Source organism: Methylobacterium sp. WL8, assembly GCF_008040045.1.
Lineage (GTDB): Bacteria > Pseudomonadota > Alphaproteobacteria > Rhizobiales > Beijerinckiaceae > Methylobacterium > Methylobacterium cerastii.
Window position 1 is genome coordinate 1 of record NZ_VRVF01000188.1, and the last position, 1,193, is coordinate 1,193.

The 1,193-nt window shown below is 67.6% G+C and carries 1 protein-coding gene; it reads right to left on the minus strand.

Going from position 1 to position 1,193, the window contains the following annotated elements; all coding sequences use genetic code 11:
- Positions 1-1,190 (minus strand): elongation factor Tu (tuf, locus tag FV234_RS25815; protein ID WP_147765408.1); only part of this gene is annotated, 1,190 nt, incomplete at its 3' end.
- Between the last annotated feature and the right edge of the window lie 3 nt (positions 1,191-1,193).

Sequence of the window (1,193 nt, forward strand, 5' to 3'; positions counted from 1 at the left end):
TACGCGTTGATGGCGGCGACGACGCCGGCGCCGACGGTGCGTCCGCCTTCGCGGATGGCGAAGCGCAGCTTCTCCTCCATGGCCACCGGCACGATCAGCGTGACGTCCATGGTCACGTTGTCGCCCGGCATCACCATCTCGGTGCCTTCCGGCAGCACGCAGACGCCGGTGACGTCGGTGGTGCGGAAGTAGAACTGCGGCCGGTAGTTGGTGAAGAACGGCGTGTGGCGGCCGCCCTCCTCCTTGGTCAGGATGTAGGCCTCGGCCTTGAACTTGGTGTGGGGCTTCACCGAACCCGGCTTGCACACGACCTGGCCGCGCTCCACGTCCTCGCGCTTGGTGCCGCGCAGCAGCACGCCGACGTTGTCGCCCGCCTGGCCCTGGTCGAGCAGCTTGCGGAACATCTCGACGCCCGTGACCGTCGTGGTCTGGGTGTCGCGGATGCCCACGATCTCCACCGTCTCGCCGACCTTGACGATGCCGCGCTCGACGCGACCCGTCACCACCGTGCCGCGGCCCGAGATCGAGAACACGTCCTCGATCGGCATCAGGAACGGCATGTCGATCGGACGCTCCGGCTGCGGGATGTAGTCGTCGACCGTCTTCATCAGCGCCAGCACCGCGTCGTGCCCGACCGCCTTGTCGCCGTTGTCGAGCGCGACCTTGGCCGAGCCCTTGGTGATCGGGATGTCGTCGCCGGGGAAGTCGTACTTCGACAGCAGCTCGCGCACCTCCATCTCGACGAGCTCGAGCAGCTCGGCGTCGTCGACGAGGTCGACCTTGTTCAGGAACACCACCAGCGCCGGCACGCCGACCTGGCGGGCGAGCAGGATGTGCTCGCGGGTCTGCGGCATCGGGCCGTCGGCCGCCGACACCACCAGGATCGCGCCGTCCATCTGCGCGGCGCCCGTGATCATGTTCTTCACGTAGTCGGCGTGCCCGGGGCAGTCGACGTGCGCGTAGTGCCGGTTGGCCGTCTCGTACTCGACGTGCGCCGTCGAGATCGTGATCCCGCGCGCCTTCTCCTCGGGTGCCTTGTCGATCTGGTCGTAGGCCGTGAACGTCGCCCCGCCGGACTCCGCCAGGACCTTCGTGATCGCCGCCGTCAGCGACGTCTTGCCGTGGTCGACGTGACCGATCGTGCCAATGTTGCAGTGCGGCTTCGTGCGGGCAAACTTCTCTTTGGCCATGGT